We start from the raw sequence: 25,223 nt of genomic DNA, 5'->3' as shown, positions 1-25,223 counted from the left end.
CGAGCGGTGGTCACTCAACGAGGCGCGGGCATGTTCCAGATGATGTCGGCGGTCTGGAGATCTCCGAATCCCTGGAGGTCACCGACCAGGACGCCGCTCGCGAGAACGGCGAGCGCGAAAAGCGAGCCAAGCAGCTGGCCGAGCTTTCGACGAGACATGGTTGCTCCTGCAGGGGAAGTGTCACGGGGATGGTGGAGGTTCCACGATCGTGCCACAAGGCAGGTACCCAGAAAAGCGGTGCGTGTACCGCCGGGCCGAGCGTCGGCGACGTTCCGCCGTTCGGCCCACGGGCCGCCCCGACCGAGCCCTGATCACGGGGGCTGAGTGGGCATCATGCACTTCGCACATTGCGGATTGCGACCTTCCGCGCAATTCGGGGAAGGTCCGGGAGTCCGGGCGTACCCACCTTCACCGTGGGTGACCTCCTGCCCGGGAGGAGGCCCGGCCGGACATCGACCACCATACTCGTTCTGCGCCAGCGCGCCAGGGCTGAGACGACGGACCGACAAAGCTCCGCCACGAACCCGGGTAAGAGCATTCAGGACGGCGGTCCCGTGGCTGCTATCTGCCGCAGGCTGGGCACCGCTCGCGCACCGGTACCGCCGGGGTGTCGGCCGCCGCGCCGGAATGTGCCCGGACTGCGAGCGCCCCGGCCAGAGACGCCGCGCCCGCGAGAAGGACGGCGACGGCGGTCCCGGCGCCGACGCGGAAGTCGGCATGGCCGGCGCCGACCACGGGCGCGACGTTCTCGGTCAGGGGACCCAGGGCGAGCAGTCCGACGGGGGTGAGCAGGACGAGAAGAGCCCAGATGCCCCGGGCGTCGCCGCGCAGGGACAGCACGGCCGCGGCGAGCATGGCGGCCAGCAGAAGGACCGCGCCGGTTTCCGGGAGGAACGCGCCCCCGTAGCTGAACCGGTAGAACCACGCGCCCTTCCCGGCCAGGACCCCGACTGCGACGAGAGCCGACCCCAGTGCGATCGGCAAGGGTACGAGGCGGTGGCGTAGCGCTGTGTGGGAGGGAAGTGCCAGTGCCAACACGCCCAGGGCCGCCTGAGGAAGCAGAACGAACAGGTACGGGCGGGGCAGCCCGAACAGGGCGGCGACGGGCACCACGGCGACGGTGGACACCAACGCCAGTCCGATCGCGGCGCGGGCCCACCGGGCCGGCCCGAGAACATGAACGACAGCGGCCAGCAGCCAGCAGGCCCAGACGACGATGCCCGTGGTGGCGAACGGCCCGAAGGCCGGCGAGCCCCACACACCCGGCGTGGTGACCACTTCGGCGGCGGCCCAGAAGCCAGCGAGGGCGGTCGCGGTCAGGTGGCTCAGAACAGCGGCGAGGCGTACGCCGGGTATGAGGTCGGCAGCGCCGGCGGCGCGCAGGCGCTCACGCCCACCCCCGGCCAGCACGTCCCCCACGTCGAGGATCGACGGCCAGCGGCGGTCGGGCGCGGCCAGGTCGAGATACGTGCCGACGATCTCGCCGCCCCGTGCCTGGCGGTACGCGGCGGGATACGCCCGCAGCAGTTGCCGGTAACGGCGTTCCAGGTCCCTCACGCCAGTCCTCCCGGGGCAGGCGGGGTGACGGGCCGGGCGGCGGTACGGGCCGAGAGGGTCGGTTCCACCGGCGGTGTGTCCACGACTCGAAATGTATCGGCTACGAAGGCATTGGGCGGCGGAACCGCCACAGCCACGCATTGGGGCGTGCGGCCTGCACCCCTCAGACCGGCGCCGGGCGACAGGGAGCGCAGGGTCACCTGCTCCCGCCATGGTCCCGGGTGCTCAGCCGTGTTGCTCGATGCTGACCAGCAACTGCGTAACCCGAGTCCTGATGTCGTCGCGAACCTGGCGGACGATGTCGAGGGGTTGGCCGGCGGGGTCGGTGAGCTTCCAGTCCTCGTAGCGCTTGCCGGGGAAGACGGGGCAGGCGTCGCCGCAGCCCATGGTGATGATGACGTCGCTGGCTTCGGCCGTGTCCCAGGTGAGTGGGGCCGGCGTCTGGTCGACGATGTCGATGCCGACCTCCCGCATGGCGTCGACGGCGACGGGGTTGATCTGGCCGGCGGGTGCGCTGCCAGCGGAGCGGACCTCGATGGTGTCTCCGGCGAGGTGGCGCAGCCAGGCGGCGGCCATCTGGGAGCGGCCGGCGTTGTGGACGCAGACGAACAGGACGCTGGGTTTGTGGCTCATCGGTGATGTCCTTCCCATCAGATGACGTTCGGGCTGCGGCGCTCGATGAGGGTGACGTCGCGCCAGGTTCCGTGGTGACGGCCGACGCGTTCGCGGGTGCCGACGGTGCGGAAGCCGCAGGCGGCATGCAGGGCGAGGCTGGCGGAGTTCTCGGGAAAGACGCCGGATTGGATGGTCCAGATGCCGGCCTGCTCGGTGGAGGCGATCAGGGCGTCGAGCAGGAGGCGGCCGATTCCCTGGCCGCGGGCGTCGGAATGGACGTAGACGGAGTGCTCGACGACCCCGGCGTAGACGCACCGGTCGGAGACGGCGGAGCAGGCGACCCAGCCGAGGACCCGGCCGGTGGGGTCGATGGCCACCCAGCGGTGACCAGGTAGCCGACTGGCGGTGAACTGCTCCCAAGTGGGCGGCTCGGTCTCGAAGGTGGCGTTGCCGGTGGCGATGCCGAGCCGGTAGATGTCCAGCACGGCGTCGGCGTGCTGATCGCCCATGGCGGCGACGGTGATGCCGGTGGCGCCGGCGGGGGCGGTCATCGGTTCTCCCGGGCGAGGTGCGGCACGACGACGTTGTCGGCGGAGTCGGCGGCGTGGGGATACCAGGCGGCGAGGGCGGCGACGGCGACCAGGCCGCCGACGAGCTGGGCGGCGACGAAGCCGGGCACCGACGCCGGGGCGATGCCGGCGAAGGTGTCGGTGAACGCGCGACCGATGGTGACGGCGGGGTTGGCGAACGAGGTCGACGAGGTGAACCAGTAGGCCGCGCCGATGTAGGCGCCGACGGCGGCAGGGGCAGCGGAGGTGCGGCCGGTGTGGGCGAGGGCGAAGACCAGGACGACGAGACCGGCGGTGGCGACCACCTCGGCCAGCCACAGGTTCCCGCCGGTCCGCTCGGTACGCGACCAGGCCACGGCCGGCAGGTCGAACATCAGGCCAGCCAGCACCGCCCCGGTGATGGCTCCGCCGGTCTGGGCGGTGGTATAGGCGGCGAGGTCGCGGGCGGTCAGGCCGGTGCCGGCGCGGCGGCCGAGCCACCAGTCGACGGCGGAGACGACCGGGTTGAAGTGCGCCCCGGACACCGGCCCGAACATGAGGATCAGCGCGCCCAGGGCGAGGGCGGTGGCGATCGCGTTCTCCAGGAGCTGGAGCCCGACGTCGTTGGGAGAGAGCCGGGAGGCGGCGATCCCGGAGCCGACGACGGCGGCGACCAGCAGGGCCGTACCGGTGAACTCAGCCGATGCCCGGCGGGCCAGGGTGAGGGTCACGCGGTGGCCTGCGCGGACCCGGCGGGGAGGTCCAGCAGCGCGCCGAGCTGCCGAAATGCTTCCGGGCGGGCCCGGTACCACACCCAGGTGCCGCGACGGTCGGAGTCGACCAGGCCGGCCTCGCGCAGCACCTTGAGGTGGTGGGAGATGGTCGGCCCGGACAGGTCGAACGCCGGGGTCAGGTCGCAGACGCAGATCTCCGGCACGGAGGCGATCATCGACATCAGCCGCAGCCGGATCGGGTCGCCCAGCGCCTTGAACATCGGCGCGACCACCGCCGCCTGCTCGGCCTCCAGCGGACGGACCGCGATCGGGGAGCAGCAGGCCACGGCTTTGAGGTCCACCACCGGAAGCGCTTGTTTCGACATGCCTCTAGGTTGACAGATCTCGAAACAGGGTGCAACGTAGGTCCTGCTTCGAAGAACATCTAGGCAAGGGCGAAGTGATGCTCAAGCTGTTCCTCCGTCGTCGCAACACCCGCGTTCGAGACGTGACGCTCTGCGAGTCGTGCGGGCAGGTCTGCACTGCGGACTGCCACGCCGACGCCCGTTACGAGCGCGCCCGCACCACCGCTCTCACCAGCCACCACATCCGCTGAATCCGTCAGGAGGGGAACCATGTCCCGCGTCCAGCTCGCCCTGCGTGTATCCGACCTCGAAGGCTCCATCGCCTTCTACTCGAAGCTGTTCGACACCGAGCCGGCCAAACGTCGCCCCGGCTACGCCAACTTCGCCATCGAGAACCCGCCGCTGAAGCTCGTGCTCCTGGAGGGCGAGGCCGGCCAGCCCACCGTGATGGACCACCTGGGCGTCGAGGTGTTCAGCACCGACGAGGTCAACGCCGCCACCAGGCGCCTCACCGACGCCGGCCTGATCACCCTGGAGGAGAACAGCACCGAATGCTGCTACGCCCTCCAGGACAAGGTCTGGGTACGCGGCCCCGGCAACGAGCCCTGGGAGGTCTACACCGTCAAGGCCGACTCCGACCAACTGGACAAGGTCACCGAGAGCGCATGCTGCACCCCCGCCACCGACAGGGAAGCGGCCACCACCGGAGCCCAGGGAAACTGCTGCTGACCGCTGCGAATCCGCGCCCGCCCTCGAGTCAGAGGGTGGGCGCGATTGCGCCGGGCGGCCTCGGTCCGCAGAACGCTTGGTGCATCCACTCGGCGGCGGATATCTCGGAGACAACTCCGGCTTGGCAGCGGACCGTGTACCGATGCACAGCGAGAATGCCCTCACCCGCCTTCAAAACGCCGCCATCCTCTGGAGCGTCGGATCGAGTACGGCGGCCGACGTAATCCAGGCAGCCTGTGACTGCCTCGTTGCAGGCGTAGACAGTCCAACCCTTCAAATCCTGGCAGGCGTTTCGCCGGCCCGAGGCAGCGAGAATGAGGAGTTGCGCCGTTGGCTCGAAGGCGCACTCGTGGAACTTTCCCTGACCTACTACCGGGGGGGGAAGCCGAGAGGGTGAAGAGGAAGCCCTCCGGATCTGGCCCGCCGACTGCTCGCACAAACCGTCACGCCTCGCGATCTGTCGTCCTGGGCATACCGGTTCATCACCTATGACGGCACTCCCCTGGCAGCCGATCTGATCGCTCTCGAGAGCGCCTACGACTACGTCGACTCCGTCTACAACGGGCACCCGTACACGGGTACAACGACTGCGGACCTCGACGCAGACGTCATCGCAGAAGCTCGGCGTTTGATCGGCGACGCCACAGCCGAGAGCAGCTGAACCACTGACGTTCATCCGAGGGCATCGCCGATCTTGTCGTTCATGGTGTGGTCTCCCCCCTTGGATCCCTGGCCCGGCAAGCTTCGTCCGAGGTAGCGCCATGCGGGCCGCCCGCGACCCCGGCTGAGGGTTGGCAGTCGGGGTCGGGGCGTCAGGGGCCAGGACGGGCAGGGTCGGAGCCGTCATCGGTTCACTCCCGCCTTGAGCCGGATGCGGTGGTGCCGGTCGCTGGTCCGCCGGTACTGTCCGGGCTCACCATGAACCCGAAACGGCGGAGTCGAGATGAACAGCGGTGGCGGAACGACGGTGCTGTGGCGCCCGACCGGACCGGAAGAACTCGGCCTCGTTCGCGACTCGGGATGGCGAAAGTGGCCGCCGCGACTGCCGGACCAGCCGATCTTCTACCCGGTCCTCAACGAGGACTACGCGGTCATGATCGCCCGAGACTGGAACGTGCCCGCTTCCGGCGTCGGGTACGTGACCCGCTTCCACGTCGAGACGGACTTTCTCAGCCGCTATCCGGTGCGGCAGGCCGGTGGTGACACCATCCTGGAGCTGTGGGTGCCAGCCGAGGAGCTAGACAAGTTCAACGCGCACATCGTCGGGCTGATCGAGGTCGTGCACGAGTTCCGGTAGCCGAACGACGGCATGCATGGCCGTCATCGGGTGATCCCGACGGCCTAGGGCCGCTTGGGCTGTACGACGGGAGGCAGAACCCGCAGCCGGGGCTGGGGCGGACCGCCGGGGCGGGCACGGTCCGCTCAGCCGATCGCTGCAAGGGCGGGGGTGAGCCGCTGCAAGCCGCCGGACGGCCGCCCCCAAGAGCGGCACGATCAAGGCCAGGCGGTACGGAAACCGAACGGATCGGCGTGGTCGGCGCTCAGGGCTTCCGACTGCCGCCCGAGTCCAACCCCGGGACTGACTTGCACCCGGCCCATCTCCTGCGGCTACCCCCAGCGCGGTGCCCTCATCCGGTCGTCACACGCACGACCCGCGCCAACCCCATAGGTACCAACAGCACCAGCAGTCACATCCTCAGCGGTGCCCTCTAAAGAATGATCGGCCCGTCCACGATCTGCCCAGAACGAGTCGTATTCGGTTGGACCAGTCGGACTCCGCTAGATCAACGACAACGGCCCCCGATCAGCATTCCTGCTGGTCAGGGGCCGTTGGTGCTCCTGGTGGCGGGTAGAGGATTCGAACCTCTGTAGCTTTCGCGACGGATTTACAGTCCGCTCCCATTGGCCGCTCGGGCAACCCGCCAGGGCACCCCACCGCGTCGTAACGCGGCAGCGGAAGCAAGGATAGCGGCTCACCCCGGCATCAGCGCAACCGGGTACCGTCAGGGGGTCGTACCGCTGGTCAGCGGGGGACGAAGGACCACAGACCGCCGGACAGCAGGAGCATGAGCATGGCAGCGAACCCGTCGTTCGACATCGTGAGCAAGGTCGACCGCCAGGAGGTCGACAACGCTCTCCGTCAGGCGGAGAAGGAGCTCGCGACGCGGTTCGACTTCCGGGGCACCGGCGCCGAGATCTCCTGGTCGGGCGAGGAGGCGATCAGCCTCCAGGCGGAGACCGAGGAGCGGGTGCGGGCGGCACTGGAGGTCTTCAAGGAGAAGGTGATCAAGCGGAACATCTCGCTGAAGTCGCTGGACGCCGGTGACCCGCGCTCGTCCGGCAAGATCTTCAAGATCGACTGCAAGGTGATCCAGGGCATCGACTCGGACAAGGCCAAGGCGATCAGCAAGAAGATCCGCGACGAGGGTCCGAAGGGCGTCCAGGCCCAGATCCAGGGCGACCAGCTCCGCGTCACCGGCAAGAAGAGGGACGACCTCCAGGCCGTCATCGCGCTGCTCAAGGGCGAGGACTTCGGCGTCGCCCTCCAGTTCACCAACTACCGCTGACGATGACCGGTCGGCCCCGCCGCGGTGGGGCCGACCGGGTCAGAACCCGCGGGCGTCAGGCCGGCAGCAGCTCCTCGGTGCGTACCGCCGTGGTCTCCGCGCGGGAGATGGGCCCGGCGGGCAGGGCCGCGACCCCGGCCCCGACGGCGACCGCGGCCCCGGCGAAGACGAACGCCCAGGGCACGCCGCCGCCGTGGTCGACGATCAGGCCAGCCCCCGCGCCGCCGGCGGCGCTGGCCCCCACCGACATGGTCACCACCCAGGTGTACGCCTCGTTCAGCATGCTGGTCGGGGAGATCCGGCCGACCAGGGTGTTCTCCAGGGTGAGCGCGGGCGCGATCATGGCGCCCCCGATCACCAGGGCGGTGCCCAGCGCCACCGGCGTGGGCATCACCGCGAAGACGGCGAAGCTGGCGGCCACGCCGCCGAGCAGCAGCGAGAACTGCCGGGTCATGTTCCGCGCCGGCTTGCGGACGCCGAACCAGAAACCGCCGACGGCGCTGCCGACGCCCCAGACGGCCAGCAGCACCCCGGCGAGGCTGTCGGGGTCGTCGGACGTGTAGGCGGTGGCGAACGCCGGCACGGTCACGCCGGCCGCGCCGAAGGCGATGCCCAGGCTGGCGACGCAGAGCAGCAGTGCCGGGAAGCCGGGCACGCGCAGCGGGCCGAGCCCTCTGGTCTGGTGCTCGCGCGGGTGCGGCTGCCAGCCGCGCATGACCCGGCCGAGGGCCACCGCCATGGTGCCGGCCAGGGTCACCACGGCTGAGCCGACCAGGGCGGCACCGGCGTCGGCGAACAGGATGAAGCCGGCGACCAGCAGCGGACCGAGCACGAAGACGATCTCGAAGAGGGTGGTCTCGGCGGCGAGGGCGGTGTTGCGCAGGTGCCACCGGCCGGACGACGGCGAGGTCAGCTCGTTCCAGGCGCCCCGGATCGCGGCGGTCAGCGGCGGGTAGGTGGCGCCGGCGATTCCGGAGGCCACGAAGACCAGCGTCAGGCTGCCGGCGTCGGAGCGGGCGGACCAGAGCAGGCCGAGCAGGGCGAACGGGTGGGCGATCGCGGTGCCGACGAGCACCGGGGTGGGACCGATCCGATCGGCGATCCGGCCGGCCACGGGGCTGAGCGCGGCGCCGGAGAGGGCGTAGATGCCCCCGGCGACGGCTGCCAGCGAGTAGCGGCCGGTGACCTGCTCGACGACCAGCAGCAGCGCCAGCGGCGTCATGCCGATCCCGAGCCTGCCGACGATGCCGGTGAGCAGCAGCATCGGCGCTCCGGGAATCCGCCAGACGCCCAGGTACTGGCGCAGTGCGGCCACGGTCGACCTCCAGGGGATGTAACGAGCGGGGAACCTTTCGACCCTAACGCCGCCGGAGGCGTGGAAGGAACGGTTAACGCGCTCACACGGCGTTCCGCCCGTGTCCGGCTGACCGGACACGGGCGGAAAGGTGATCAGCGCCTCAGCGCTGGAACTGCACGGGGCCGCTGTTCGCGGCCATCCGCTCCAGCCGGGTGACCCGCTCCTCCATCTTCGGGTGGGTGGAGAAGAGCGCCGCCACGCCGCCGCCCTTGAACGGGTTGGCGATCATCAGGTGAGCGGTGCTGGTGAGCTGCCCCTGAGCCGGCAGCGGCCGACGCTGGGCACCCATGTGGATCTTCCGTAGGGCGCTGGCCAGGGCCAGCGGGTCCTTCGTGAGCCTGGCCCCGGAGGCGTCCGCCTGGAACTCCCGGCTGCGGCTGATCGCCAGCTGGATGACGGTGGCCGCGATCGGCCCCAGGATGATGGTGAGCAGCAGCACGGCCGGGTTCGGGGAGTCCTCGTCGTCGCCCCCGCCCAGCGGGATGAACCAGGCGATGTTCGCCAGCATGGTGATGATGCCGGCCAGACCGGCCGCCACGCTGGAGATGAGGATGTCCCGGTTGTATACGTGCGACAGCTCGTGCCCGATCACGCCCCGCAGCTCCCGGTAGTCGAGGATCTCGGTGATCCCCTGGGTGACGCAGACGGCCGCGTGCTGCGGGTTCCGCCCGGTGGCGAACGCGTTGGGCTGCGACGTCGGGCTCACGTAGAGGCGCGGCATCGGCTGCCCGGCCTCGGTGGCCAGTTCGCGCACCATCCGGTACAGCTCGGGGAACTGTGCCTCGCTGACCGGTTGCGCCCGCATCGAGCGCAGCGCGAGCTTGTCGGAGTAGAAGTAGGTGACGCCGTTCATGAGCAACGAGACGACGACGGCGATGACCAGGCCGCCACTGCCGCCGAACCAGTAGCCCACCGCCAGGATCAGCGAGGTGAGCAGGCCGAGCAGCGCGGCGGTCTTCAGACGGTTGTGGTGCACGATCACTCCTTCGGTGCAGCACGGGATCGCTCGGGATCCGCTGACCGGTTCAACAACCCGGTACCCGCCAACCATCCGTCTCATGGCTGTGAGTTGCCTGAGATGTCCGAAGTGCCCGTCGGGACTGAAGCCCCCGAAGACGGGAAGACCGTCCGACGCGAACCGCCGCGTCAGCGGGCGGCGACGTCGAGCACGAACTGCGGGGCGAAGCCGAGCACCAGCGCCGCTGCCGTCGCCACGGCCAGCACCACACCGACCGTCCGGGCCCGCACGGGGGCCACGGCCGAGACGCCACCGGATCCGACGCCCGGCGCGGCAGCCCCGCCCACCGGCCCCTCGGCCGGCGCGGCCCACAGGGCGGCGGTGAGACGCAGGTAGTAGGCCAGGCCGACCACCGCGTTCACGGCCACCACCACGGCCAGCCAGCCCGCGCCGCCGTCCAGCAGCGAACGGACCACGGTCACCTTCGCGAAGAGACCGGCCAGGCCCGGCGGCAGGCCGGCGAGCCCGATCAGCGCCAGCCCGAGCGCCGCCGCCCGCCACGGGTGGCGCCGGGCCGCCCCGCGCAGGTCGTCGACCGTGCCGCCGTCCGCGCCCGCCGGGCGCAACGCCACCACGGCCGCGAAGGCCGCCAGTTCCAGCAGCACGAAGAAGACGGCGTACGCCACGGCGGCCGCGTACGCGGCGGTGCGGGCGTCGGCGGTGCGCCCGGCGGTCAGCGCCAGCGCGCCGAGCGGGGCGAGGATGTAGCCGGCCTGGGCGACCGAGGACCAGGCGAGCAGCCGGACCGTACGCCGCTGGCGCAGCGCCACCAGGTTGCCGACGGTCATCGTCAGCACCGCGAGCAGGGCGAGCACCGGGCCGGTCACGTCGGCGGGCAGCGCGTGCTGCACCACGGCGAGCAGCGCCACCACGCCGCCCAGCTTGGAGGCGGTGGACAGGTACGCCGCCACCGGCAGCGGCGCGCCGTCGTAGGCGGCCGGCGCCCAGGCGTGGAACGGCACCGCCGCCACCTTGAACGCCAGCCCCAGCACCACCAGCGCCACGGCGGCGGTGGTCAGGGGCAGGTCGAGCAGGTCCGTGCGGTCGGCGAGGATCGCGCCGATCCGGCCAAGGTGCAGCCCGCCGGTGGCCGCGTAGAGCAGCGCCGCCCCGAGCAGCGTCAGCGTGGTGGCGACCACGCTGACCACGAAGAAGGTGACGGCCGCCTCGGCGCTGGCCAGGCTGTCCCGGCGCAGCCCCACGAGGACGTAGAGCGGGAGGGTGAGCGTCTCCAGCGCCACGATCAGGGTGATCAGGTCGCCGGCCGCGCCGAGCACCACGCCGCCCGTCATCGAGCAGGCGAGCAGGAAGCAGTACTCCCCCGCCGGCGACTGCCCCGCCCGCAGCAGCGGGCCGGACAGCGCGAGCACGCCGAGGGTCAGCAGGGCGACGACGACGGCGACCAGGGCGGCCCGGCCGCCGAAGACGTACGAGCAGTCGGGGCCCACGCAGAACGTCCGCCGCTCGCTCCCGGCGCCGACCAGGGCCGCGCCGAGCGCCGTGGCCGCCGCGCCGACGGCGGCCGTGGCCAGCGTGACCCGGGCGCGGGCGACCAGCAGGTCGGCGAGCAGCACCAGCACGGCCGTGCCGGCGGCCAGGTAGGCCGGGAGCAGCGCCACGTTGTCGACGCTCTGCACCACGCTCATGCCGGCACTCCGCTCCGCTGCGTGCCGTCATGAGACATCAGCGCACAAAGCCCGATGATTCGCTCGCTCCGCTCGCTCATGCCGATATCCCGTCACGTCCGTACCGCCGACCCGGATCGCTCACCGCAGCACCTCCACGAGGGCGTCGACGGGGGCCTCGGCGACGCCGAGCACCAGGGTCGGGGCCAGGCCGACCGCGAGGGCGAGCAGCACCAGCGGCGCCCACGCGAGCAGTTCCGCGCCGGCCAGGCCGGGGGTCAGCCGTCCGACCGCCGGGCTGGGCCGCCCGTGCGTCACCCGCCGCAACAGCCGCAGCAGGTACGCGGCGGTGAGCGCCCCGCCGATCGCCGCCAGCACGCCCAGGGTGGTCCAGAGCGTCCCGCCGACCTCGACGGCGGCGACCACGGCGAACGCCTCGCCCCAGAAGCCGGCCAGCCCGGGCAGGCCGAGCGAGGCGACGGCGGCGAAGCCGAGCAGCCCGGCGAGCCGGGGGGCGGTCTCCCGCAGCCCGGACAGCTCGTCCAGCGACCCGGTGTGCGTACGGTCCTTGACCGCGCCGGCGAGGAAGAAGAGCAGGCCGGTGATCACCCCGTGCGCGACGTTGCCGATCAGGGCCGCCTGGATGCCGGTGGTGGTGAGCGTGGCGACCCCGAGCAGCACGAAGCCCATGTGCCCGACGCTGGAGTACGCGATCAGCCGCTTCAGCTCCCGCTGCGCCAGGCAGACCAGCGACCCGACGAGGATCGCCGCGACCGCCAGCACGCCGAGCACCGGGGCGGCCCAGCGGGCGCCCTCGGGGGCCACCCCGACCGCGATCCGGACCAGCCCGTACGTGCCCATCTTGAGCAGCACCCCGGCGAGCACGACGCTGCCGACGGTGGGCGCCTGCGTGTGCGCGTCGGGCAGCCAGGAGTGCAGCGGCCAGAGCGGGCTCTTCACCGCGAAGGCCAGCGCCAGCAGCGTGAACGCCGCGAGCTGGGTGCCCCGGGACAGGCCCGTGCCGCCCGTGAGCGCCACCACGTCGGCCGTCCCGGCGGCGGCCACCACCACGAACACGCCGACCAGCAGCAGCACCGAGCCGAACAGCGTGTAGAGAGCGAACTTACGGGCCGCCCGCCGCCGGTCCGCGCCGCCCCAGCCGGCGATGATCGCGTACATGGGGAGCAGGACGACCTCGAAGAAGACGAAGAAGAGCACGAGGTCGAGGGCGAGGAAGGTGCCGAGGATGCCGACCTCGACGACCAGCAGCAGGGCCACCAGGGCCCGCCCGCTGCCGCCGTCGGGCACCTTCCACAGGGTGTAGGCGCAGCAGAGCAGGGTGAGCAGGGCGGTCAGCACGACCAGCGGCCAGGAGATGCCGTCCACGCCGAGGTGGAAGCGCAGGTCGAGGCCGGGCACCCAGGGCAGGTCGAGCCGGTGCCAGGGGCGCACGGCGGGGGTGTCGGCCGCGTAGCTGGTCCAGCCGCGGTCGCCGAGGAAGAGCAGCGCGGCGGCCACCAGGGTCAGCGCGGCGACGACCGTGCCGACCGCCCGGGCCGCCCGGTCCCGGGGCGTCGCCGCCACCGCGAGCGCACCGAGCGCCGGCAGCGCCAGCACCGCCACCAGCAGGAACTCCCCCAACCTCATGCGGCCACTCCGATCACGACGGCCGCCAGGCCGATCAGCAGCGCCCCGGCGAGCACGCCGGCCGCCGCGCGCGGCAGCGCCGCGCGGTGCAGCGACGCCAGGCCGCCGCCGAGGCCGAGCGCGGCCCGGCCGCTGCCCTCGACCGCGCCGTCCACCACCACCTCGTCGGCGGTACGCGTGGCGCGGGCCAGCGCCTTCGCCGGGCGTACGACCAGGGCACGCTGGACGTCGTCGAGCCGGAACGCGGCGGCGAAGACCGGCCGCAGCGGACCCAGCGCGGTCGCCGGGTCGGCGGCCGGGTCCCGCAGCCAGCGCAGCCAGGCCAGCCCCGCCCCGACGACCAGCAGCGCCAGCGGCAGCAGCAACTCCGGGCCGACGTGGATCAGCAGATGCTCCGGCGCGCTGGCGGTGGGCGTGAGCAGCAGCCGGCGGGCGAAGGCCCAGTCGAAGCCGGCGAGGCCGAGCAGGGCGGCCGGCACGGCGAGCAGCAGCACCGGCCAGCGCATCACCGCGGGCGGGTCGTGCGGGTGCGCCAGCGGCATCCGCGTCTCGCCGAAGAAGGTGCGCAGCAGCAGTCGGGTGGCGTACCAGGCGGTGACCGCGACGCCGACCAGCCCGGCCAGCCAGACCAGCCAGCCGACCCAGGCCGGGGCCGGACCGGTGCCGTGCAGGGCGGCGTCCTGGGCGACGGTGAGCACGCCGTCCTTGCTCCAGAAGCCCGACAGCGGCGGCACCCCGGCCAACGCCCCGAGCCCGATCACCGTGCACCAGAAGGTGACCGGCATGCTGCGGCGCAGCCCGCCCATGCGGGACATCAGCGTGGTGCCGACGGCGTGGATCACCGCGCCGGCGGCGAGGAACAGCAGCGCCTTGAACGCGGCGTGGGTGAGCAGATGGAACAGGGCGGCCGGGGTGGAGCCGACCGCCAGCGCGCCCGTCATGTAGCCGATCTGCGAGACCGTCGACCAGGCCAGCACCCGCTTGAGGTCGTCCTGGGCGGTGGCGGCGAACGCGCCGAGCAGCAGGGTGACCGAGGCCATGACGCCGAGCACGGCCAGCGCGGTCGGCGTCACCTCGAACAGCGGGTAGAGCCGGGTGACGGCGTACACGCCGGCGGCGACCATGGTGGCGGCGTGGATCAGCGCCGAGATCGGCGTCGGGCCGGCCATCGCGTCCGGCAGCCAGGTGTGCAGCGGGAACTGGGCGCTCTTGCCGGCCACCCCGGCGAGCAGCAGCAGGCAGGCGGCGGTCAGCGTACCGGTGGCGTGGTCGTGGGCGAGCACGTCGGCGATCCGGAAGCTGCCGGCCGAGACGCCGAGCAGCGCGATGCCGAGCAGGAAGCCGACGTCGCCGACCCGGGTCACCAGGAACGCCTTCATGGCGGCGGCCGGCGCCTCGGGCAGCCGGCGGTCGTGGGCGATGAGCAGGTAGGAGCAGATGCCCATCACCTCCCAGCCGACCAGCAGCAGGATCAGGTCCCCGGCGACCACCACCAACAGCATGGCGGCGGTGAAGAGGCTGATCTGGGCCGCGTACGGCGGGTAGCGGTGGTCGGTGTCGACGTCGTCGTGCGGGCCCCGGCGCAGGTAGCCGACCGAGTAGACCTGCACGGCCAGGGCCACCGCGGCGACCGCGACGGCGACCAGCGCGGCGGCGGAGTCCAGCCGTATCCCGAGGCTCACGGTCAGCCCGCCCAGGTCCACCCAGGTGGTGGACGCCTCGGCGGGCCGGTCGAGGGTGACCAGCAGGGCGACGGCGAGCGCCAGCGCCCCGGCCGCCCCGGCCACGCCGAGCGCGATCGCCACCCGCCGGGCCGGGCCCCCGTCCGTCCCGGCGTCGCGCGGCGCCGGCGGCAGCAGCAGGCCGAGCAGTCCCGCCACCAGCGGTACGGCCGGCAGCAGCGCGCCGAGCAGGGTGGTCGTGCTCACCGCTCCCCCTCCGGGCGGTCGGCGGACCCGGGCCGGGCATCCGTCCCGGCAGCGGCACCCGGGTCGGCCCCGGCAGTGGCGCCGACCGTGACCGGCCCGGCCAGAGGCGCGCCGGGCAGCGGCTCGGTCAGCGGCACCTCGTCGACGGCGACGGTGGCCCGCAGCCGGTAGAGCTGGAGCACGATCGCCAGGCCCACCCCGATCTCGGCGGCGGCCAGCACGATCACGAAGAGCGCGAAGACCTGCCCGCCGTGCGGCAGTTGGGCGCGCACCGTGGTGTCGGCGGTGACCAGGATCAGGTTGACCGCGTTGAGCATCAGCTCGACGGCCATCAGCACCAGCACCGCGTTGCGCCGGCGCAGCACGCCGTAGACGCCGAGGCCGAACAGCAGCGCGGCGGTGACGTACGGGATGACGGGTCTCACCGCGACCGCCCGCCGTCGTCGTGCGGCTCCGCGCCTGCGACGGCCGTGCCCGACCGGTCGGCGCGGGACCTGCCCGCGTCGGGCCGGTCGGCGGGTGGGTCCCCGGCCCTCGGCCGGCCGATGTCGGGTCGGGAGATCACGATGGCGCCGACCAGGGCGGACAGCAGCAGCACCGAGAGCACCTCGAAGGGCAGCACCCAGCTACGGAAGATCTGGTCGCCCAGGCGTTCCGCGGTGCCCGCGTCGGGCAGCTCCACGGCCGTCCAGCGGTACGCGTCGACCAGCAGGGCGGCCAGCCCGAGCCCGGTGCCGCCGCCGATCAGCGCCGCCGCCCAGCCCGGCCGGTCCAGGTCGTCGGAGGCGCCGATCGGGGCGCGAGTGAGCATCACCGCGAAGAGCAGCAGCACGACCACCGCGCCGACGTAGATCAGCACCTGCACCCAGGCCACCAGCTCGGCGGTGAGCACCAGGTACATCCCGGCCAGCGCACCGAGGCAGAGCACCAGGTAGAGGCCGGCGCGCACCAGGTGCCGGGTCGCCACCACCAGCACCCCCGAACCGACCGCCAGCGCGCCGAGGGCGAGCAGCAGCACGTCCGCACCGGTCATGCGCCGGCCTCGGGCTCGGGGCGTACGGCCGGGGCGGCGGGACGGGCGGCGGGCGCGGCGGGGACCGCGGCCTTGCGCGCGGCGGCGGTCTCCTCCTTCGCCGGCTCACCGTTCGGGTCGTGCGCGGGCGGCGGCGGCACGGTGGCCATCCACTGCCCGAGGTGGTCCTTGTCGTGCAGCAGGTCCTTGATGTCGTACTCGGAGTATTCGAACTCCGGCGACCAGTAGAGGGCGTCGAAGGGGCAGACCTCCACGCAGATGCCGCAGTACATGCAGAGCGAGAAGTCGATGTCGAACTTGTCGAGCACGTTGCGCTGGCGGGGGCGGGCGGCGCCGGGCACCGCCACCTCCTCCTTGTGCGAGTCGATGTAGATGCACCAGTCCGGACACTCCCGGGCGCACAGCATGCAGACCGTGCAGTTCTCCTCCAGCAGCGCGATCACCCCGCGCGAGCGGGGCGGCAACTCGGGGGCGACGTCCGGGTACTGCTGGGTGGTCGAGCGGCGGGTCATCGTCTTCAACGTGACCGCGAGCCCCTTCACCAGGCCCGCGCCGGGCAGGCCACGGTCTCCGCCGGCGCCGCCCGGCTCGCTGCGCTCGCTGCGGTCGGTCATGCCGACCATCCTGCCCTGTGGCCGCGGCGCGCGCGACCACCCCCCGAGGTCTGCCGGCGGTACGGTGAGGCGGGGAGAACGACGCATCGGAAAGGACCAACCGATGACCGCCGCGCTGCAGAGCGACTACCCGCCCGAGGGCGGGTGGACGACGGACGATCTGGACGCGCTGCCCGAGGACGGCCACCGCCGCGAACTGCTCGATGGAGTGCTGATCGTGATCCCCTCCCCCACAAGGATCCACCAGACCATCGCCATGCGGCTCGGCGTTGCGCTGGAAGAGGACTGCCCTGAGGACTACGACGTCACCCAGAGCGTCGAGGTACGCATCAGCCGCACCCGCTCGTTCATCCCCGACGTCCTGGTGACCACCTCGACCGCCGCACGCCGCCACCCGTCGAAGTACGAACCGCACGAGGTGGTGCTCGCCGTGGAGATCGTCTCGCCGAGTACGCAGTCGATCGACCGGGTGCTCAAGCCCGCGCTCTACGCACAGGCCGGCATCCCGTATTTCTGGCGGATCGAGGTGGAGGGGAGCGCACTGGTCGTCCACACCTGCAAGCTCGACCCGGTGAACGAGGTCTACACCGAGACCGGACGGTGGACGAAGTTCATCGACACTGGCGAGCCGTTCCCGGTCAACCTGCCGCTCAGCCGGATCACGCCCCGGTTCCTCTGACGCCTCCCTCCAGCGCCGGCGGCAGCATCTCGACGCCGAGCTGCTGGAGGAGTTGGAACAGCTCGTTGCAGCTCCACACGTCGATGATCCGGCCCGCGTCGTCGAAGCGCAGGAAGCTCGCCCCCGAGTAGCTGACCACCTGCCCGGTCGGCGGCACCGGACCGAACTGGCCGGCGTGGGTGCCGGCCGCCCGCCAGTGCACCGCCACCCGGTCCCCGGCAGCCACCACGTCCACGAGCTTGTAGCGCAGGTCGGGGAAGGCCGCCCGGCGCTCCCGGTGCCACGCCAGCGTCGCCTCCGGCCCCTCGCCGCCCAGCCCCGGGCACTCCGGCGACACCAGTTCGTACGCCGACTCCTCCCGCGCGCCGTTCCACACGTCGGCGATGAAGCGTCGGGCCGCCGCCTCCACATCGGTCATCGCGGCAGCCTAACCGGCCACCGGGGCCGACCGACCGGTCCCGGCGCGCCACCTCCGGCCTCGACCCGCCGCCTTCGGACTCGGCGCGCCCGGCAGCGGAGGCCAGCACACCGCGCGGAGGTCGGCACTCGGCGCGCCCGGGAGCGGTGTAGCCGCCATGATGGGACGAGCGACGGACGACGGCGGAGGGGGCGGGCATGGGCGGGACGACCGAGGGCGGCGCGGCGACCAACGCGGACGAGGTGCTGATGCGGGCCGGCGGCCGGTACGTCGAGCCGGGCGGCGAGTTCACCCGGGACCAGCGCTACATCGCCACCCGGATCACCGCCGACGCCCGCGACGGCTGGCCCGTGGAGCCCGGCCGGTACCGGCTGGCGGTCAGTCGCGCCTGCCCCTGGGCGAACCGGTTGATCATCGTCCGGCGGCTGCTCGGGTTGGAGGACGCGATCTCGCTGGCGGTGGCCGGCCCGACCCACGACAAGCGGAGCTGGACGTTCGACCTCGATCCGGGCGGGCGCGACCCGGTGCTCGGCATCGAGCGGCTGGCCGAGGCGTACTTCGCCCGGTTCCCCGGCTACGAGCGGGGCATCACCGTGCCGGCGATCGTGGACGTGCCCACCGGGCAGGCGGTCACCAACGACTTCGGGCCGATGAGCCTCGACCTGTCCACCGAGTGGACGGCGTACCACCGCGAGGGGGCGCCCGACCTCTACCCGGAGCGGCTGCGCGACGAGATCGACGAGGTGAGCACGCTGCTCTTCCGGGACGTCAACAACGGCGTCTACCGGTGCGGCTTCGCCGGCGACCAGGCGGCGTACGAGAAGGCGTACCACCGGCTGTTCGACCGGCTGGACTGGCTGGGCGAGCGGCTGGCCGGGCAGCGCTACCTGGTGGGGGACACCATCACCGAGGCGGACGTGCGGCTGTTCACCACGCTGGTCCGCTTCGACCCGGTCTACCACGGGCACTTCAAGTGCAACCGGAGCAAGCTGACCGAGATGCCGGTGCTCTGGGCGTACGCCCGGGACCTGTTCCAGACGCCGGGCTTCGGCGACACGGTCGACTTCGACCACATCAAGCGGCACTACTACGAGGTGCACCGCGACATCAACCCGACCGGGGTGGTGCCGCTCGGCCCCGACCTGGCGAACTGGCTGACCCCGCACGGCCGCGAGGCCCTCGGCGGCCGTCCCTTCGGCGACGGCACCCCGCCCCCGCCGCCCCCGCCCGCCGAGCGCGTCGACCCCGCCCACACCCCGCTGCCCTGACGGCGCGCCCCACCGCGCGACGCGCCCTACAGCGCGACGCGGACGGCGCGCCCTACAGCGCGACGCGGACGGCGCGCCCTACAGCGCGACGCGGACGGCGGCGGTGAGGACCAGTTGGCCCAGGGAGACGGGGACCAGGACGAGCCAGCAGAGGCGCTGGAGCTGGTCCTCGCGCAGGCGGGGATAGGACACCCGGATCCAGATGATCAGGAACGAGACGGCGAAGACCTTCAGCAGGGTCCACAGCCAGCCGAGCTGCGCGTCGGCGAACGGGCCCTGCCAACCCCCGAGGAAGAGCACGGTGGTGAGGGCGGCGATCACCACGATGCCGACGTACTCGGCGAGCAGGAAGAACGCGAACCGCAGGCCCGTGTACTCCGTCATGTAGCCGAAGACCAGCTCCGAGTCGGCGACCGGCATGTCGAACGGCGGGCGGCGGATCTCGGCGAGCCCGGCGAGGAAGAAGACGACCATGGCGGGGGCCTGCCAGAGCAGCCACCACGGCTGCCACGCCTCGACGATGCCGGAGAGGCTGAGCGTGCCGGCCGCCATGGCCACCGACGCGGCGGCCAGCACCAGCGGCAGCTCGTAGCCGAGCAGCTGGGCCGCGCCGCGCAGGCCGCCGAGGAGGCTGTACTTGTTTGCCGACGCCCACGCCGACATCAGCACCGCCACGACGCCCACGCCCACCACGGCCAGCACGAAGAACAGGCCGATGTCCAGCGGCTGCCCGACCAGGTCGTCCGGGCCGAGCGGGATCACCAGCAGGACCAGCAGGTAGGGCACGAGGGCGACCGCCGGGGCGAGCCGGAAGACCGCCCGGTCCGCCTCCCGGGGCGTGACGTCCTCCTTCTGCACGAACTTCACGCCGTCGGCGACCAGCTGGGCCCAGCCGTGGAAGCCGCCCGCGTACATCGGGCCGAGCCGGCCCTGCATGTGCGCCATCACCTTGTGCTCGGCCTGCCCGACCAGCAACGGCAGGGTGAGGAAGGCGACGAGCACGCCCCCCACCCGGATGACCAGCTCCAACCACAGTGGCATCAGGGCGTACCTCCGTCGTCGCCGGAACGCTCCGACGCTGCCGGGCCCTCGGGCGCGGGCCGATCCGCCGTCGGGCCGGAGCGGGCGGTCCGGCCGCCGGGCGCGCCGGGCGGCGGTCCGGCGTCGGCCCCCGGGTCGGCGGGACCGGTGACCGCCGGGCCGGCGGGTGCCGGGCCGTCGGCAGGTGCCGGGCCGTCGGCGGTGGCGGCGGGCCGGGCGGTACGGGGTGGACGGGCCCCCGGGGCCGGTCGGGCGGGCCGCTCCCGGGCCGGGCGGGCCGGGGTGCCGCCGCGCGGCCCCTCGCCGACCCCGCCCGCGCCGGCAGGTGTCGGTGTCGTTCCCCACTCCCCCGGCGCGGGCACGCCCGGCGGGCGGATCGGGCGACGCCCGCCGCCGGCCTCGGACTCGCCCGGTTCCTTCGCGCCCGGCCAGGGCTTCGCCACCCGGGAGGCGAGCACGAACTCCTTGCGCAGCGGATGCCCCTCGAACTCGGGCGGCAGCAGCAGCGGCGCCAGCCCGGCGTGACCGGGAAACTCGATGCCGAACATCTCGTGCGTCTCCCGCTCGTGCCATGCGGCGCCCGGGTAGACGTCGACGACCGAGGCGACCGCCGGGGCGTCCCGGGGCACCCGGGTACGCAGCAGGATCCCGTGCCGGCGGGTGGTGGACCAGAGGTGCGCCACCACGTCGAAGCCGCCGGCGAGCTCGTCGACGGCGGAGAGCCAGTCGAAGTAGTCGCAGGCCAGCTCGGCGTCGTCGCGGGCCGCGCGGAGCGCGTCCGGCCAGTTCGCCGGCGGTACGTCGACGGTGGCGCGGGCGTGCGCCTGGCCGCCGGAGACCGACGGGGTCACCTCGGCGGGCGCGAGCAGCGCCACCATCCGCTGGCCGACCTCTTCCGGAGTCATGCCGCTGATCCTAGGTCCTCCCCCGCACCCCCCACCCAACCGAACGCCCCACGCCCCGCGCCCACCCCGCCCCCGATCCCCCACCCCTCCTCAGCCCCTCCGCCGCCCCTCCGCCGAGACGATCATGCAGTTGTGGTGCCCGGTTCGGCAGGGAAAGCGACCCTCATCCCCCACCACAACTGCATGATCGAGCGGGCGCGGGGCGCGGGGCGCGGGGCGCGGGGCGCAGGGCACGGACGTGCGGGATGCGGGGCGCGGGGGCGGGCGCGGGTGCGGGGTGCGGGCGCGAAGTGCGGGGCGCGGGAGTGCGGGATGCGGGGTGGATGTCGGGCTTTGGCGGCGGGCGGGCGGGGGGCGGGGAAGGATGAGGGCGTGCGCGCTGTGACTGTCAACCCGGGTGTCGCCGACTCGCTGCGGCTGGTCGACGATCATCCGGAGCCGCCGCCCGAGGAGGGCGCGATCCTGGTCGAGGCACTGGCGGTGGGGATCTGCGGCACCGACCACGAGATCATCGCCGGCGACTACGGCGAGGCGCCGCCCGGCGCGGACCGGCTTGTGCTGGGGCACGAGTCGCTGGGCCGGGTGCTGGAGGACCCGTCGGGCACGCTGCAACCCGGCGACCTGGTGGCGGGCGTCGTCCGGCACCCCGACCCGGTGCCCTGCCCGAACTGCGCGGTCGGCGAGTGGGACATGTGCCGCAACGGTCGGTTCACCGAGCACGGCATCAAGGCCCTGCCCGGCTTCGCCCGGGACCGCTGGCGGCTGCAACCCCGGTTCGCCGTGGGGCTGGATCGGGCCCTCGCCTCGGTCGGCATGCTGCTGGAGCCGACCAGCGTGGTGGCGAAGGCGTGGGAGCACATCGAGCGCATCGGTGCCCGCGCCGAGTGGCAGCCGCAGACCGTACTGGTCACCGGGGCCGGGCCGATCGGCCTGCTGGCCGCGCTGCTCGCCACGCAGCGCGGGCTCGCCGTGCACGTGCTGGACCGCAACACCACCGGGCCGAAGCCGGATCTGGTCCGGGCGCTCGGGGCGACCTACCACACCGTGCCCGTCAGCGAGCTGGACTTCGAGCCGGACGTGGTGCTGGAGTGCACCGGGGCGCCGGTCGTCGTCCTCGACGTGATGTACAAGGCCGCGCCGACCGGCATCGTCTGCCTGACCGGCGTCTCCAGCGGCGGGCGGACCATCGACCTCGACGCTGGGGCGCTCAACCGCGCGCTCGTGCTGGAGAACAACGTGGTGTTCGGCTCGGTGAACGCCAACCGCCGGCACTGGGACCTCGCCGCCGCGGCGCTGGCCCGCGCCGACCGGTCGTGGCTCGACGCGCTGATCACCCGCCGGGTGCCGGTGGAGGCGTACACCGGGGCGTACACCTCCGAGCCGGACGACATCAAGGTGGTGCTGGAGTTCGGTTCCTGACGCCGCTCAGAGGCCGGGCAGCCGGCCGTTGCGGAACAGGTCGACGAAGAGCTGGTGGTCCTGCCGGGCGCGGACGCCGTACGCGTGGGCGAAGTCGACCAGGTGCGTCACGAAGCCCGCCTCGTCGGCGTCCACCGCCGCCACGATCGCCTCCTCCGTGGAGTAGTCGACCAGGTCGTGACTGGATTCGTCGTCGGCCACCGAGTGCATCCGCGCGACCGCCCGGCCCAGGTCGGTCAGCACGCCGGCCAGGTCCTCCGGCTCGTTCACGTCCGCCCAGTCGAGGTCGGCCGCGTACGGGGACACCTCGGCGACGAGCTGCCCGGCCCCGTCCAGCTCGGTGAAGCCCAGCCACGGGTCGGCGTGCGCCTGAAGTGCCCGCTGCGACTCGGCGGTGCGGTGCCCCTGGTGCTGGAAGTAGCCCGCGACCGCCTCGTCGGCGATGTGCCGGGCCACCGCCGGCACCTGGGCCTGCTTCATGTAGATGACGACGTCGTTCTCCAGCGCCTGGGTGTGCCCCTCCAGCAGCAGGTTGTACGACGGCAGCCCGGCCGAGCCGATGCCCACCCCCTTGCGCAGCACCACGTCCTTGATCTGGGTGGCCACGGGACGGAGCTGGGCGGAGGAGGCGGGCAGCGTGCCGAGGTAGTCCTCGAACGCGGCGCAGACCCGCTCCCGGGTCTCGGCGTCGATCTCGAAGACGCCGTCGCCCAGCGAGAACCGGCGCTCGTAGTTGTCGATGGTGGTCTGCGTGGCGAGCAGGTCGACCCGGGTGTTGAGCCGCGCCTGCTGGAGCACCCGGCGGAGCACCCCGTCGGCGTTGTCCAGGGTGATCGAGCCGATCGCGTCGTCGCCCCCCTCGGCGATGGCGCGCAGCTCGGTCAGGTACGACCGCGCGAAGCCGGTGACCAGGTCGCTGATCGCCCGATCGGAGAGCGCCTTGGCGTAGCCGATCAGCGCCACGCTGGCCGCCAGCCGCTTCAGGTCCCAGCTGAACGGCCCCACGTACGCCTCGTCGAAGTCGTTGACGTTGAACACGAGCTGCCCGGACGCGTTCATGTACGTGCCGAAGTTCTCCGCGTGCAGGTCGCCGTGGATCCACACCCGGCTGGTCCGGTCGTCGAGGAACCGCTCGTCGGCGAAGTCGCCGACCTGGTCGGCATAGAAGAGCGAGGCGCTGCCCCGGTAGAAGGCGAACGGGGACGCGGCCATCTTGCGGAACTTGCGCCGGAAGGCTGCCGGGTCGAGAGCCATCGACGCGCCGAACTCCTCGGTGAGCACGTCGACGATGTGGGCGGAACGCTGGTCGGCGGAGTGGTTCATGGTGCGCAGGCTAGCCCCCGCCGGCCAGCCGGGGCCCTCGTCCGACCGGACGGTACGGCTCAGGGGGTGGGCGGGCGGACCGGCGGGGCGGTCAGCGACTCCGCCGAGCGTGGGAGCACCCCGGTCGAGCCGGCGTCGGCGGGCGGGGCGTCGACCGGCGGGGCGAGCGCGTCCGGCCGGGGCACGCCGCCGATCCCGGACTGCTCGGCGGCGATCTTCTCCTGGAGGCGCAGGATGCCGTGCAGCAGCGCCTCGGGCCGGGGCGGGCAGCCGGGCACGTAGACGTCGACGGGGATGAGCTGGTCGACGCCCTTGGTCACCGAGTACGAATCCCAGTAGGGGCCGCCGCAGTTGGAGCACGCGCCGAACGAGATGACGTACTTCGGCTCGGGCATCTGGTCGTAGAGCCGCTTGATGGCGGGGGCCATCTTGTCGGTGACCGTCCCGGAGACGACCATGAGGTCGGCCTGCCGGGGCCCGTGCGCGAACGGGATCACGCCGAGGCGCATGAAGTCGTGCCGGCCCATGCTGGTGGCGATGAACTCGATCGCGCAGCAGGCCAGGCCGAAGTTGAAGACCCAGAGCGAGTAGCGGCGGCCCCAGTTCAGCACGAACCGGATCGGCTCACCGAGCACTCCCGGCACCTGCACGACCGCCCCCTTCCCGAGCACCGCCACCAGTCAACCACAGCCGCCGTCGACGCCGACCGGTCGCTCGGTCCGCGCCGTCCCGGGCGCAGCGCTGTCGGGTGAGCGACACCGGTTCATGTTCATCGGTCGCAACCGCTCCCGGCGATGAGGGGTGTCCTACCCGTAACACCGCCCGCCGGCGCGAAGGCTGCGGGCGGAACCACGGGGATCTGGAGGACACGCACAATGGCACGTACCATCGCCCGTCGGCTCGCTGCCGGCGTCCTGGGCGCGGGGCTCGCCCTGCTCGGCATGGCGGCGCCCGCCGCGCAGGCCGCCGCTCCGGCCGACACGTCGGTGTCCGTCGGCCGGCTGGTGCTCAACCCGACCGACCGGGGGTACGTCGGCAGCCTGCCGGTGACCGTCGACTACCGAGGGGAGCAGCCGGCGTACCTCAACCTGACCGTGACCGAGCCGGTGCCGGGTTCCAACACGGGCATGACCCCGTCGGCACCCTGCGCGTACGGTCGCGAGCAGCCGCTGCGGAACGTCTACTGCGCGGTCCCGGGTGACGCCCTGCAACCGGGTGAGCGGCGTCGGTTCACGATCGAATTCCAGGTGCTGACCACTCCGCAGGCCCACGCCATGTCCACCCCCGGCGGCCGGGTGACGGTCGAGACCGGGGACGCGAACCCGGCCAACGACAGCCGGGCGTTCGACACCCTGTTCCGTTCCACCTCCGGCTCGCTGCGCCACCCACGGTCGTACGTCTGGGACACGCGAACCGACGCGTCGCTGACGGTCGGGCCGGCGGCCGTCCTCGCCAGACAGGGGGACGGAAGCTGGCTGGGCCGGCTGCCGGTGACCGTGCGGGTCGCGGGCGACGCCGCGCACGACGGGTACTCGCTGGACCCGACGCTGCCGGCCGGGGTGCACGTCGCCGGCATCGAGCCGGTGGACGTCTGCACCGGCACCTGCTCGGTGCCGGGCGGGCGGTTCATGCCGGGTGAGGAGCGCTCGGTCTCGCTGCTGCTCCGCGCGCCCGCCGAGGTCACCCCGGGCGACCTGGGCGCGGGCTCGTTGCGGCTGTCCGCGATGTTCGGCTGGAACAACGAACTGGTCGACGTCGACCCGGCCGACAACACCGCCGCGTTCACCGTCAGCGCCGCCGGCTGACGACGGTGGACTAGGCAGGCGCGCGGGCGGGGGGGGCCCCCCCCGCCCC

The 25,223-nt window shown here is 72.8% G+C and carries 25 protein-coding genes, 1 tRNA gene and 2 pseudogenes; 8 read left to right on the top strand and 20 right to left on the bottom strand.

Annotated elements, in window-relative coordinates:
* Positions 1-14: 14 nt before the first annotated feature.
* From ABZ573_RS10615 to ABZ573_RS10590, 6 genes and pseudogenes are all read right to left on the bottom strand, one after another.
* Positions 15-158, bottom strand: coding sequence for a hypothetical protein (locus ABZ573_RS10615; RefSeq protein WP_165947696.1), 144 nt, complete (start codon positions 156-158; stop codon positions 15-17).
* Positions 159-561: 403 nt separating this feature from the next.
* Entirely contained in the window at positions 562-1,557 is a 996-nt protein-coding gene (locus tag ABZ573_RS10610; protein ID WP_358117407.1) for a hypothetical protein, read from the bottom strand.
* 225 nt (positions 1,558-1,782) lie between these two features.
* Positions 1,783-2,190 (bottom strand): arsenate reductase ArsC, encoded by a 408-nt coding sequence (locus ABZ573_RS10605; RefSeq protein WP_358117405.1) that lies wholly within the window; start codon positions 2,188-2,190, stop codon positions 1,783-1,785.
* Between the two features lie 17 nt (positions 2,191-2,207).
* A complete protein-coding gene (locus ABZ573_RS10600) occupies positions 2,208-2,723 on the bottom strand; it encodes an N-acetyltransferase family protein (protein ID WP_358117402.1) in 516 nt (171 codons plus the stop codon).
* A gap of 20 nt (positions 2,724-2,743) precedes the next feature.
* Positions 2,744-3,451, bottom strand: a pseudogene (locus ABZ573_RS10595) (MIP/aquaporin family protein); the annotation flags it as partial.
* Positions 3,448-3,819, bottom strand: a complete 372-nt coding sequence (locus ABZ573_RS10590; protein WP_327029609.1) for a metalloregulator ArsR/SmtB family transcription factor — start codon at positions 3,817-3,819, stop codon at positions 3,448-3,450. The gene ABZ573_RS10590 and the pseudogene ABZ573_RS10595, both read right to left, overlap by 4 nt.
* Positions 3,820-3,896: 77 nt before the next feature.
* Between ABZ573_RS10590 and ABZ573_RS10585 the strand changes: the two genes are divergently transcribed.
* The 3 genes from ABZ573_RS10585 (at position 3,897) to ABZ573_RS10575 (ending at position 5,824) form a co-directional block, all read left to right on the top strand.
* Positions 3,897-4,049, top strand: a complete 153-nt coding sequence (locus tag ABZ573_RS10585; RefSeq protein WP_358117398.1) for a hypothetical protein — start codon at positions 3,897-3,899, stop codon at positions 4,047-4,049.
* Positions 4,050-4,068: 19 nt separating this feature from the next.
* Entirely contained in the window at positions 4,069-4,527 is a 459-nt protein-coding gene (locus tag ABZ573_RS10580) for an ArsI/CadI family heavy metal resistance metalloenzyme (protein WP_358117395.1), read from the top strand.
* A 943-nt stretch (positions 4,528-5,470) separates the two neighbouring features.
* Positions 5,471-5,824: a hypothetical protein gene (locus ABZ573_RS10575; protein WP_358117392.1), complete on the top strand. Its 354-nt coding sequence runs from the start codon at positions 5,471-5,473 to the stop codon at positions 5,822-5,824.
* Positions 5,825-6,367: 543 nt separating this feature from the next.
* Here ABZ573_RS10575 and ABZ573_RS10570 read toward each other — a convergent pair.
* Positions 6,368-6,451, bottom strand: a tRNA-Tyr gene (locus tag ABZ573_RS10570).
* A gap of 148 nt (positions 6,452-6,599) precedes the next feature.
* On the opposite strand from ABZ573_RS10570, the gene ABZ573_RS10565 reads away from it, so the two are divergent.
* Positions 6,600-7,094: a YajQ family cyclic di-GMP-binding protein gene (locus ABZ573_RS10565; protein WP_089003198.1), complete on the top strand. Its 495-nt coding sequence runs from the start codon at positions 6,600-6,602 to the stop codon at positions 7,092-7,094.
* Positions 7,095-7,149: 55 nt separating this feature from the next.
* Here ABZ573_RS10565 and ABZ573_RS10560 read toward each other — a convergent pair whose 3' ends face one another.
* From ABZ573_RS10560 to ABZ573_RS10525, 8 genes are all read right to left on the bottom strand, one after another.
* Complete coding sequence (locus ABZ573_RS10560) at positions 7,150-8,409, bottom strand: MFS transporter (RefSeq protein WP_151453806.1); 1,260 nt, start codon at positions 8,407-8,409, stop codon at positions 7,150-7,152.
* Positions 8,410-8,551: 142 nt separating this feature from the next.
* Complete coding sequence (gene htpX / locus ABZ573_RS10555; RefSeq protein ID WP_151453805.1) at positions 8,552-9,427, bottom strand: zinc metalloprotease HtpX; 876 nt, start codon at positions 9,425-9,427, stop codon at positions 8,552-8,554.
* 170 nt (positions 9,428-9,597) lie between these two features.
* Positions 9,598-11,115 (bottom strand): proton-conducting transporter membrane subunit, encoded by a 1,518-nt coding sequence (locus ABZ573_RS10550; protein WP_358117387.1) that lies wholly within the window; start codon positions 11,113-11,115, stop codon positions 9,598-9,600.
* 120 nt (positions 11,116-11,235) lie between these two features.
* Positions 11,236-12,741, bottom strand: a complete 1,506-nt coding sequence (locus ABZ573_RS10545; protein WP_358117384.1) for an NADH-quinone oxidoreductase subunit M — start codon at positions 12,739-12,741, stop codon at positions 11,236-11,238.
* Positions 12,738-14,669, bottom strand: a complete 1,932-nt coding sequence (locus ABZ573_RS10540; protein ID WP_358117381.1) for an NADH-quinone oxidoreductase subunit L — start codon at positions 14,667-14,669, stop codon at positions 12,738-12,740. Before ABZ573_RS10540 ends, ABZ573_RS10545 begins: the two co-directional genes overlap by 4 nt.
* Entirely contained in the window at positions 14,666-15,094 is a 429-nt protein-coding gene (gene nuoK, locus ABZ573_RS10535) for an NADH-quinone oxidoreductase subunit NuoK (protein ID WP_358117378.1), read from the bottom strand. Before nuoK ends, ABZ573_RS10540 begins: the two co-directional genes overlap by 4 nt.
* Complete coding sequence (locus tag ABZ573_RS10530; protein ID WP_358117375.1) at positions 15,091-15,702, bottom strand: NADH-quinone oxidoreductase subunit J; 612 nt, start codon at positions 15,700-15,702, stop codon at positions 15,091-15,093. The genes nuoK and ABZ573_RS10530 overlap by 4 nt, the downstream gene beginning before the upstream one ends.
* On the bottom strand, positions 15,699-16,325 hold the full coding sequence (locus ABZ573_RS10525) for an NADH-quinone oxidoreductase subunit I (RefSeq protein WP_327029622.1): 627 nt from the start codon (positions 16,323-16,325) through the stop codon (positions 15,699-15,701). The genes ABZ573_RS10530 and ABZ573_RS10525 overlap by 4 nt, the downstream gene beginning before the upstream one ends.
* A 94-nt stretch (positions 16,326-16,419) precedes the next feature.
* On the opposite strand from ABZ573_RS10525, the gene ABZ573_RS10520 reads away from it, so the two are divergent.
* Positions 16,420-16,995 (top strand): Uma2 family endonuclease, encoded by a 576-nt coding sequence (locus ABZ573_RS10520; RefSeq protein WP_358117371.1) that lies wholly within the window; start codon positions 16,420-16,422, stop codon positions 16,993-16,995.
* On the opposite strand, the gene ABZ573_RS10515 is transcribed toward ABZ573_RS10520, so the two are convergent.
* Positions 16,976-17,413 carry an ester cyclase gene (locus ABZ573_RS10515; protein WP_358117368.1) on the bottom strand — a complete coding sequence of 146 codons (438 nt, stop codon included), beginning with the start codon at positions 17,411-17,413 and terminating at the stop codon, positions 16,976-16,978. The genes ABZ573_RS10520 and ABZ573_RS10515 overlap by 20 nt on opposite strands.
* A 197-nt stretch (positions 17,414-17,610) precedes the next feature.
* Here ABZ573_RS10515 and ABZ573_RS10510 point away from each other — a divergent pair, with 197 nt between their 5' ends.
* Positions 17,611-18,681 (top strand): glutathione S-transferase C-terminal domain-containing protein, encoded by a 1,071-nt coding sequence (locus ABZ573_RS10510; RefSeq protein ID WP_358117365.1) that lies wholly within the window; start codon positions 17,611-17,613, stop codon positions 18,679-18,681.
* Positions 18,682-18,759: 78 nt separating this feature from the next.
* Here ABZ573_RS10510 and ABZ573_RS10505 read toward each other — a convergent pair whose 3' ends face one another.
* Positions 18,760-19,722 carry a complex I subunit 1 family protein gene (locus ABZ573_RS10505; protein ID WP_088998320.1) on the bottom strand — a complete coding sequence of 321 codons (963 nt, stop codon included), beginning with the start codon at positions 19,720-19,722 and terminating at the stop codon, positions 18,760-18,762.
* Positions 19,723-20,060: 338 nt separating this feature from the next.
* Positions 20,061-20,627: pseudogene (locus tag ABZ573_RS10500) on the bottom strand (NADH-quinone oxidoreductase subunit C); the annotation flags it as partial.
* A 372-nt stretch (positions 20,628-20,999) separates the two neighbouring features.
* Between ABZ573_RS10500 and ABZ573_RS10495 the strand changes: the two are divergent.
* Positions 21,000-22,046: a glucose 1-dehydrogenase gene (locus ABZ573_RS10495; RefSeq protein ID WP_151457763.1), complete on the top strand. Its 1,047-nt coding sequence runs from the start codon at positions 21,000-21,002 to the stop codon at positions 22,044-22,046.
* Positions 22,047-22,052: 6 nt separating this feature from the next.
* Here the strand turns inward: ABZ573_RS10495 and ABZ573_RS10490 are convergent, their stop codons facing one another.
* Both ABZ573_RS10490 and ABZ573_RS10485 read right to left on the bottom strand, forming a co-directional pair.
* Positions 22,053-23,369: a DUF2252 domain-containing protein gene (locus tag ABZ573_RS10490; protein WP_358117362.1), complete on the bottom strand. Its 1,317-nt coding sequence runs from the start codon at positions 23,367-23,369 to the stop codon at positions 22,053-22,055.
* A 59-nt stretch (positions 23,370-23,428) separates the two neighbouring features.
* Positions 23,429-24,019, bottom strand: a complete 591-nt coding sequence (locus tag ABZ573_RS10485) for an NADH-quinone oxidoreductase subunit B (protein WP_132231313.1) — start codon at positions 24,017-24,019, stop codon at positions 23,429-23,431.
* A gap of 225 nt (positions 24,020-24,244) precedes the next feature.
* Here ABZ573_RS10485 and ABZ573_RS10480 point away from each other — a divergent pair, with 225 nt between their 5' ends.
* A complete protein-coding gene (locus ABZ573_RS10480) occupies positions 24,245-25,174 on the top strand; it encodes a hypothetical protein (RefSeq protein WP_151457476.1) in 930 nt (309 codons plus the stop codon).
* The last annotated feature ends 49 nt before the right edge of the window (positions 25,175-25,223 follow it).

This window comes from Micromonospora sp. NPDC007220 (assembly GCF_040634035.1).
GTDB lineage: Bacteria > Actinomycetota > Actinomycetes > Mycobacteriales > Micromonosporaceae > Micromonospora > Micromonospora reichwaldensis.
The sequence above is the reverse complement of the archived record's forward strand: the minus strand, read 5'-3'. Positions and strand labels throughout refer to the sequence as shown.

What these genes read in the sequence shown, in the direction of transcription:
- ABZ573_RS10615 (WP_165947696.1), bottom strand. Translation starts at nt 158, where the DNA reads ATGTCTCGTCGAAAGCTCGGCCAGCTGCTTGGCTCGCTTTTCGCGCTC.
- ABZ573_RS10605 (WP_358117405.1), bottom strand. Translation starts at nt 2,190, where the DNA reads ATGAGCCACAAACCCAGCGTCCTGTTCGTCTGCGTCCACAACGCCGGC.
- ABZ573_RS10600 (WP_358117402.1), bottom strand. Translation starts at nt 2,723, where the DNA reads ATGACCGCCCCCGCCGGCGCCACCGGCATCACCGTCGCCGCCATGGGC.
- ABZ573_RS10590 (WP_327029609.1), bottom strand. Translation starts at nt 3,819, where the DNA reads ATGTCGAAACAAGCGCTTCCGGTGGTGGACCTCAAAGCCGTGGCCTGC.
- ABZ573_RS10585 (WP_358117398.1), top strand. Translation starts at nt 3,897, where the DNA reads ATGCTCAAGCTGTTCCTCCGTCGTCGCAACACCCGCGTTCGAGACGTG.
- ABZ573_RS10580 (WP_358117395.1), top strand. Translation starts at nt 4,069, where the DNA reads ATGTCCCGCGTCCAGCTCGCCCTGCGTGTATCCGACCTCGAAGGCTCC.
- ABZ573_RS10575 (WP_358117392.1), top strand. Translation starts at nt 5,471, where the DNA reads ATGAACAGCGGTGGCGGAACGACGGTGCTGTGGCGCCCGACCGGACCG.
- ABZ573_RS10565 (WP_089003198.1), top strand. Translation starts at nt 6,600, where the DNA reads ATGGCAGCGAACCCGTCGTTCGACATCGTGAGCAAGGTCGACCGCCAG.
- ABZ573_RS10550 (WP_358117387.1), bottom strand. Translation starts at nt 11,115, where the DNA reads ATGAGCGTGGTGCAGAGCGTCGACAACGTGGCGCTGCTCCCGGCCTAC.
- ABZ573_RS10545 (WP_358117384.1), bottom strand. Translation starts at nt 12,741, where the DNA reads ATGAGGTTGGGGGAGTTCCTGCTGGTGGCGGTGCTGGCGCTGCCGGCG.
- ABZ573_RS10530 (WP_358117375.1), bottom strand. Translation starts at nt 15,702, where the DNA reads ATGACCGGTGCGGACGTGCTGCTGCTCGCCCTCGGCGCGCTGGCGGTC.
- ABZ573_RS10525 (WP_327029622.1), bottom strand. Translation starts at nt 16,325, where the DNA reads ATGGTCGGCATGACCGACCGCAGCGAGCGCAGCGAGCCGGGCGGCGCC.
- ABZ573_RS10520 (WP_358117371.1), top strand. Translation starts at nt 16,420, where the DNA reads ATGACCGCCGCGCTGCAGAGCGACTACCCGCCCGAGGGCGGGTGGACG.
- ABZ573_RS10515 (WP_358117368.1), bottom strand. Translation starts at nt 17,413, where the DNA reads ATGACCGATGTGGAGGCGGCGGCCCGACGCTTCATCGCCGACGTGTGG.
- ABZ573_RS10510 (WP_358117365.1), top strand. Translation starts at nt 17,611, where the DNA reads ATGGGCGGGACGACCGAGGGCGGCGCGGCGACCAACGCGGACGAGGTG.
- ABZ573_RS10505 (WP_088998320.1), bottom strand. Translation starts at nt 19,722, where the DNA reads ATGCCACTGTGGTTGGAGCTGGTCATCCGGGTGGGGGGCGTGCTCGTC.
- ABZ573_RS10490 (WP_358117362.1), bottom strand. Translation starts at nt 23,369, where the DNA reads ATGAACCACTCCGCCGACCAGCGTTCCGCCCACATCGTCGACGTGCTC.
- ABZ573_RS10480 (WP_151457476.1), top strand. Translation starts at nt 24,245, where the DNA reads ATGGCACGTACCATCGCCCGTCGGCTCGCTGCCGGCGTCCTGGGCGCG.